At 61.4% G+C, this 6,798-nt stretch carries 5 protein-coding genes and 1 pseudogene; 2 read left to right on the top strand and 4 right to left on the bottom strand.

Translation table 11 applies throughout. The features are described from left to right. Both ACR0P8_RS08115 and ACR0P8_RS08110 read left to right on the top strand, forming a co-directional pair. Positions 1-609 (top strand): annotated as a pseudogene (locus tag ACR0P8_RS08115) (sodium:proton antiporter); the annotation flags it as partial. Between the two features lie 407 nt (positions 610-1,016). Next, entirely contained in the window at positions 1,017-1,808 is a 792-nt protein-coding gene (locus ACR0P8_RS08110; RefSeq protein WP_432624598.1) for an alpha/beta hydrolase, read from the top strand. Between the two features lie 5 nt (positions 1,809-1,813). Here the strand turns inward: ACR0P8_RS08110 and dcd are convergent, their stop codons facing one another. From dcd to ACR0P8_RS08090, 4 genes are all read right to left on the bottom strand, one after another. Then, complete coding sequence (gene dcd / locus ACR0P8_RS08105; RefSeq protein ID WP_432624597.1) at positions 1,814-2,395, bottom strand: dCTP deaminase; 582 nt, start codon at positions 2,393-2,395, stop codon at positions 1,814-1,816. A gap of 101 nt (positions 2,396-2,496) precedes the next feature. Then, a complete protein-coding gene (locus ACR0P8_RS08100; RefSeq protein ID WP_432624596.1) occupies positions 2,497-4,587 on the bottom strand; it encodes a hypothetical protein in 2,091 nt (696 codons plus the stop codon). 55 nt (positions 4,588-4,642) lie between these two features. Further along, positions 4,643-6,094, bottom strand: a complete 1,452-nt coding sequence (locus tag ACR0P8_RS08095; RefSeq protein ID WP_432624595.1) for an MATE family efflux transporter — start codon at positions 6,092-6,094, stop codon at positions 4,643-4,645. A gap of 102 nt (positions 6,095-6,196) precedes the next feature. Beyond that, a partial coding sequence (locus ACR0P8_RS08090; protein ID WP_432624594.1) for a cation transporting ATPase C-terminal domain-containing protein occupies positions 6,197-6,798 on the bottom strand: 602 nt, incomplete at its 5' end.

Below are 6,798 nucleotides of genomic sequence, written 5' to 3'. Positions count from 1 at the left end.
TACGTCAAGAACCGTCTGGCGGGCGTGCGCGCGGCGATCAAGGCGAATCCGACCGAGAACCGCGCCGCGAACGATCTGGAGGCCGAAGCCTGCGAGCGCCTGCTCGACCAGATCATGAGCTCGCTGCGCCACATCGAGACCGCGCATAATTCCGGCCGCATGATTTGGCGCGTCAAAGGCCGGTACAAGGCGCTGCAGCGGCGCATGGGCACGTTGGTGAAGCGTGTGAACAGCCGTATCAGGCGCACGACGCCGCTGTTCAGCGACGATGAGTTGTTCGCGCATACGCGGGCGGTCCAGGTGGATGCGATCGAGCATGTGATCGACCGGCTGTATGAGGAGATGGGACGCAGCACGTACAACACCGAGCACTGCTCCGGGCTGCTGCTGGACTACCGGCGCAGCGAGTCCGCGTTGCGGGCGCGGCCGAATATGGGCATCAGCGCCGAAGCGCAGGAACAGGCCGAGGAGGTCAAGCGCGAAAGCTACGGCATCGAGCTGGGCGTGATCCAGGACATGTACGAAGCAGGCGACATCACGCGCGCGCAGAGCAAGCAGCTGCGACGCAACGTGTATGTGATGAGCGTGGACGCCGACGCGCAGATCTGACGTTTTCGATTTCCGGCGTTTGGATCGCGTGGCGGAGGCCGCTGCGTCCGAAACCGCACGCAGCGGCCGGGACCACATCCAACCAAAAACCGTGTTCAGCTGGAAAACCGTGTTCGGCTGGAATCACACCCAGCCGAAATCACACCTGACCAAAGCCATTGTCGGATTTTCAGGAAGTTTTCAGAAAACACCAGACATGTGCCCAGCATCGGGTGTTTATATATGAATTGTCAGCACAACGAGCCGACCAGGAACACAACAGTTCCCGACAATTGAACCCTTTCTTCTTCTCTCTCCTTTCTCTCCCCCGGTGGCCAATCCCACCGGGGGTCTTCTTTTTTCCGGACAATCTTTCCATGCACGGGGCAGTCCTTCCACGCAATCGACGCACGCTATATTGGGAAGGTATGAGCGACGCAATCGAAAACGAAATTCCGCAAAACGCAGGCAATGACACGGATGGCAATGGGACGGAGCTGGTCGGACGCGAATCGGACGTGGTGCCGGGACGTTTCGGCGAACCGTTGCAGGTGACGCGCGTCCAGTATTCTCGCGGCGGAGGCAACGCGGCGCCGAATCGTCCGCTGTTCCTGTGCCTGCACGGCTGGGGGTCGAACGAGGCCGATCTGGCCGATATGATGCGATACATAGCGCCGTACAACGATTACGCGTCGCTGCGTGCGCCGTTGACTTTGCAGGCGGCCGGCACGTTCGCTCCGGGCGCGTATTCCTGGTTCCACGATTGCGTGCCGACCGGCGAGGACCTCGACCGTGACGCGTTCGCAGCGGCCACGGCGATCGACACTTGGGTGTCGCAGAACGTTCCCGAAAACCGTGCCGTCGTGCCGATCGGCTTTTCACAAGGCGGTTTGCTGGCGATTCATCTGCTGCGCGTGCATCCGGAACGCTACCGTGCGGCGATTTCGCTGTCCGGTTTCCTCGCGCCGGGAATCGTCCGTGGCACCGCGCCGGCCGACGACCGTATCGCACCGCTCAACATTCCCACGTTCTTCGGTTACGGCAACAGCGACACGGTGATTGCCAAGCCGGAGCTTTTCGCCATGAGCGCCTGGCTGGACGAGCACACGTTCCTCACCGCGAAAAGCTATCGCGGACTCGACCATTCCGTCAGCCTCGACGAATTCAGCGACCTGCGCGGATGGCTCGCCGCGCATGACATCGCGCCGGGGATTCTGTGATCGGATCAGTCGGTGACGTCGGCCTTGTAGAAGTTCACGTAGGAGCGGCTCGGGGTCGGTCCGCGCTGTCCCTGATAGTGTGAGCCGGTGCCGGCGGAACCGTACGGATGCTCGGCGGGCGAGCTCAGCTGGAAGAAGCACATCTGGCCGATCTTCATACCCGGCCACAGCTTCACCGGCAGCGTCGACACATTGGACAGCTCCAGCGTGATATGGCCTTCGAAGCCCGGGTCGATGAAGCCCGCGGTGGAGTGGGTGAGGATGCCGAGGCGGCCGAGCGAGCTTTTGCCCTCAAGACGCGCGGCGATCGTCGCGTCGAGCTTCACATACTCCCACGTGGAGCCGAGTGCGAACTCGCCCGGATGCAGGATCCACGGCTCGTCCGACTTGACTTCGAACTGTTCGGTCAGTTCGCCCTGGTTCTCGGCGGGATCCACATACGTGTACGCATGGTTGTTGAACAGACGGAAGAAACGGTCCAATCGCACGTCGATCGACGCCGGCTGCACCATTTCCGGGGTCCACGGATCGAGTGAGATGTGACCGTCGGCCTGTGCGGCGAGAATGTCGCGATCGGACAGCAGCATCGAAATTCCTCCAAACATCGCCAAAAACAATCGTCATGACGGCGGGCGCGCGACAATCCGACGCGCGCCCGTCAACCGCTGTCCAGTCTAACGCGGCGACGCTATAAGCCGGCCTTGGTGGCGCGACGCGACCGTTCCTGCGAGAACATCGTGTCGGCATGCTCCTTGAGGTATTCAAACGTCGTGGCCGGCACCAACGGCTCCAACGCGGCCCAGTCGTGCTTTTTGGCGGCCTCGCGCACGGCGGTGCCCGAAATCGGCACGCCTTCGACCCCCTTGCGGTCGATGATGACCGCCTCCATGCCGCATTCAGGCAACGCGGCGGCAAGCTCCCGGTTGTATTCCGCCGTGACCGGATCGGTCGGCTCCTTTCCGAGGAACCGCTTGGTGATGCCGAAATATGGCGCGATCTCATGCGTGAACACGTACACGTCCCGCCAGAAACTGCCTTCCTCCGTCGAATCAATCGTCTCCTTGCGGAAATAATCGGGCATCGTCAGCAGAGTGTGCTGCACGCTGCCCGAAGGCAGCACGACCACATTCGACAGATCCGCGCAGCCACGGCGGACCATCTCATACCGGTCGTGGAACGAAATGGCCGAAGCGTTCTCCTCCACCACGAATACGAGCAGACGATCCACGCGAGACGCCGCGTATTCCACCAGATGACGGTGGCCTTTGGTGAACGGGTTGGCGTTCATGGAGATGGAACCGACCGTAAGCCCGTCCTGCGGCGACACCTTCAGATCCTGGTAACGGTCCAGATACTCCCGCAGTTCGCGGCGATGCCGTGGCGTCAGATGGTATGCCCTGCGTTCAGCGGCATGCGCCAGCGTATGCGCGGGATGTTCGCCCCATGCTGGGACGATCAATCGGTCCATCATCGCCTCTGCCAACACCCGGTTGCCGTGCGCGGTGGTGTGGAAGCGGGTATCGGTGAACAGCCAGTCCGTGTCAGAGCATGCGTCGAACACCTTGGTCGCGTCCACGCAACGCCGCTCCCCCACCATCCGCCGGGTGGCTTCGTCCACATGGTCGAGGATCAGTACCAGATCGTCCGACTGAATATCACGGGACAGCAGCTCATTGAAATCGTTCGGCGCATCCACGCCGATCAGCACCGGTACGACACGGTAGCCGATCCCGGCATCCTCGAGTTTGCGGGCCAGCACTTCGAACATGCGGTCGCCTTCGAAATTGTTGTCGGCGCCGATCGTGCAAGGGCCGAGCAGGTACAGGTTGCGCGGGCCGGAGCCGAGCGGACGGATCGGCGAACGCGATTCCATCCGGCGCGCGAATTCCGCCGGAGAGCAGTTGTAGATGGCAGGCTTGAAGTACAGGTCGCCGACCGGCGTGGCAAGCAGGTCGATCGAATACATCAGCTTATGCAGCAGACTGGTGGTTTCCGGGGTATCGGCCACACGGCCGGCGTCGATATTGCAGCACGCCACCGGCACGCCCTGCGCATGCAGCCGTTCGACCAATCCGCGATAGCAGGAGGCCTTGTACACGACATGCGCGGCCCAAAGCTCGCTCACCGCATCGTACGTCCAACGGGCGTTGCGGTTCAGATAGTCCTCAAAGCTGAAACCACGCTCGTAATCGCGCTCATGCAGGCTTTCCACACCCAGATAATCGCTCCACCGCGTGCCGTGCAGCACCGTTTTCACACCGATTTCCTTGCCCAGCAGATACAGCTGGTAATTGAGCTCGTTCAACGAGCCGAGCTCCAGCGTGTCATCGCAGTCGGCGCGGAAGCAATCGCGGAGCGTGCCCTGCAATTCCATATTGCGTATGTAACGAACCATGTCCAGGCCGATGCCGGGGATGTTCACGTCGACGATGAAATCCATGCCGGTGGAAGTGGTGTCGACCGGAGCGGAAGGGTCGATCACCGGCAGCGAACGCACCGCCGGATTGTGGGCGAGCAAGGCACGGGCGTCGTCGAACATGTCTGTCGACGGAATCACGGCGGCCGTGTTCGCCTTGCTTTCGATGAAGGCTTGGATGCCATCGACGCCGGGAAGCGAATACACCTCCTCCGCCGCGAGGCTCATGCTGAAACGCTCCCCGTCATGCACCATGATGATGTCACGCATATGGGCGATGTCGGAGAAATACTGGTAGACGTACCGTGCGGTCAGTTGCCGGCGATCGCACCACGTCACCGTACGACGATGAATACACAACATTGGCTACTCCTCACCTTGAATAAGTTGGTTGCGATGATCGTCCGCCATGAACCGATCAATCCTTCGTCTGCGAAGCGTCCTTTTCGGCGGCACGCGAGGCGTTGCGCGAGGCGTACATCCACCGTTTGCGTCCGAGCACGATCAACGAGATGACCAGTCTGACCACTTCCTCGAAGGCGACGATCACGTTGACCATCACGATCGACAGTCCCAGCACGCGCACAGATATGAAGGCCAGTGGAATGCCGATCAGCCAGGTGCTGGCGGTGTCGACGCACATCATCGTCTTGGTGTCGCCACCGGACCGCAGGATATTGCCGCCGACGATGCTGTTGAGTATGCGCACGGGAAGGAACACGGCCCACACCACGATCAGTTGCTGCGCGATCGCACGCACGTCAGGCTCGACGTTGAATATGGTGACGTACGGTGCGCGCAACAGCACATAAATCAGCCCCAGCACCACCGCGAAGACGATGGACAGTATCACGAAACGCTTCGCGTCGCGGTAGGCGAGGTCGTAACGCTCCTGTCCGATCGTCTTGGCCACGATGACACCCGCAGCCACGGACATGCCGGTGAACAATCCCACCGTGATCATCTGCACAGGACCAACAAGCGCGACCGCAGCATAGCTTTTCGTACCCATGTTGCCATAGAAGGCCGCATACACGTTGTCGGCGATCACCCAGGAAACGCAGCCCATCACCGACGGCACGATCATGGCGAAGAATCGTTTGAGCTCATTCCAGTGCACATGCAGGTCCGGAGAGACACGCATACCATACCTGCGGGTCAGCACCACGTAGAAGACGAGGCCAACGAGGCAGGAGACCGTCTCGGCGATCGTCGTGCCCATCGCCGCGCCGGCCACGCCCATCTTCGGCGTGATGGGGCTTCCGAAGACGAACAGGTAGGTGAACACGATATTGAGCACGGTCGCCACGATGCTGACATACAGCGCCGTCTTGGCATGGTCCATGCAACGGAACAGCGCAGCCAACAACGTCACTATCGCCACAGGGAAATAGCTCCATCCGATGACGCTGAGATATTGCGCGGCGGCGTGCTGCGTCCCGGCATCGTTCGTATAGATGCCGGCCACCTGCATGGGAAATACGACGGACGCGATGTAGAACACCAGCGACAAGCCCAGGCCAAATGCGATATTAAGGGTGAAGCTGCGGGATACCTTCTGCTTGTTGTTGCCGCCCATCGCCTGCGCGATCATGATGCCGGCCACCGTCGATACGGCGGCGAGCAGCGTCGTATAGCTGCTCACCACCTTCGATGCAAGGCCGGCCGCCGCGACCGACACACTGCCAAGCTGACCCACCATCAGCGTGTCGGTGATGCTGAGCACCGCCACCTGCAATACGGTCTGCAGGGATGCCGGAACGGCGATGCTCAACACCTGCCGGCGGAAATCGCGATTCTCCTGTTTCAAATCGGCAGGAACCCCGCTTGTTCCAATCGATTCCGCCTGTGCTTGCCCGGACTGCTCCATGTCCACCCCCCCCAATTCAACTAGGCTGCTGCACCATTTAGCCTACCGCACTTTGGGGTAATTACGGGGAAATTCAGGCGGGTTGCGAATATCGGGCGGAATCTACCGCCGATGCATCGCGCGAAGCACGCATTTACGCAGTTCGGACGCGACGAGCACGATCATCGCCAGGCCGAGGCATTCGATCCACGCGCCCGCGGACAGGGGCACGGTGCCGAACGCGGTGTTGAGGAACGGCACGTAGATCACCGCCACCTGCAGCAGCGCGGACAGCGCGATCGCGCCCCACAGCCACTTGTTGGCGAACAGTCCCACGAACACCGACTGGTCGTGCGAACGCGAGCACAACGCGTTGAGCATCTGCGCGAACACGAGGATGGTGAAGCCCATGGTGCGCGCCTCCGTCATCTGCGCGTCATGTCCGATGGCGTCCACGGAACGGTCGGTGAACAGACCTCCGGCGAGGTGCATGTCCATGCCGACCAGCGTGACTGCCGCCATGATGATGCCGATGAAGATGATGTCGCCCCACATCTGTCCGTCGATCACGCGATCGGTGAGCCGGCGCGGCTTGCGCGACATCACGTCGTCGGTGGACGGGTCGACACCCATGGCGAGCGCCGGAGCTGCGTCGGTAAGCAGGTTGATCCACAGCAGCTGCGTGGCGAGCAGCGGCACGGTGACACCTTGGCTGCCAGGCTGGG

Source organism: Bifidobacterium sp. (assembly GCF_050874245.1).
In the GTDB taxonomy this organism is placed as follows: domain Bacteria; phylum Actinomycetota; class Actinomycetes; order Actinomycetales; family Bifidobacteriaceae; genus Bifidobacterium.
The sequence above is the reverse complement of the archived record's forward strand: the minus strand, read 5'-3'. Positions and strand labels throughout refer to the sequence as shown.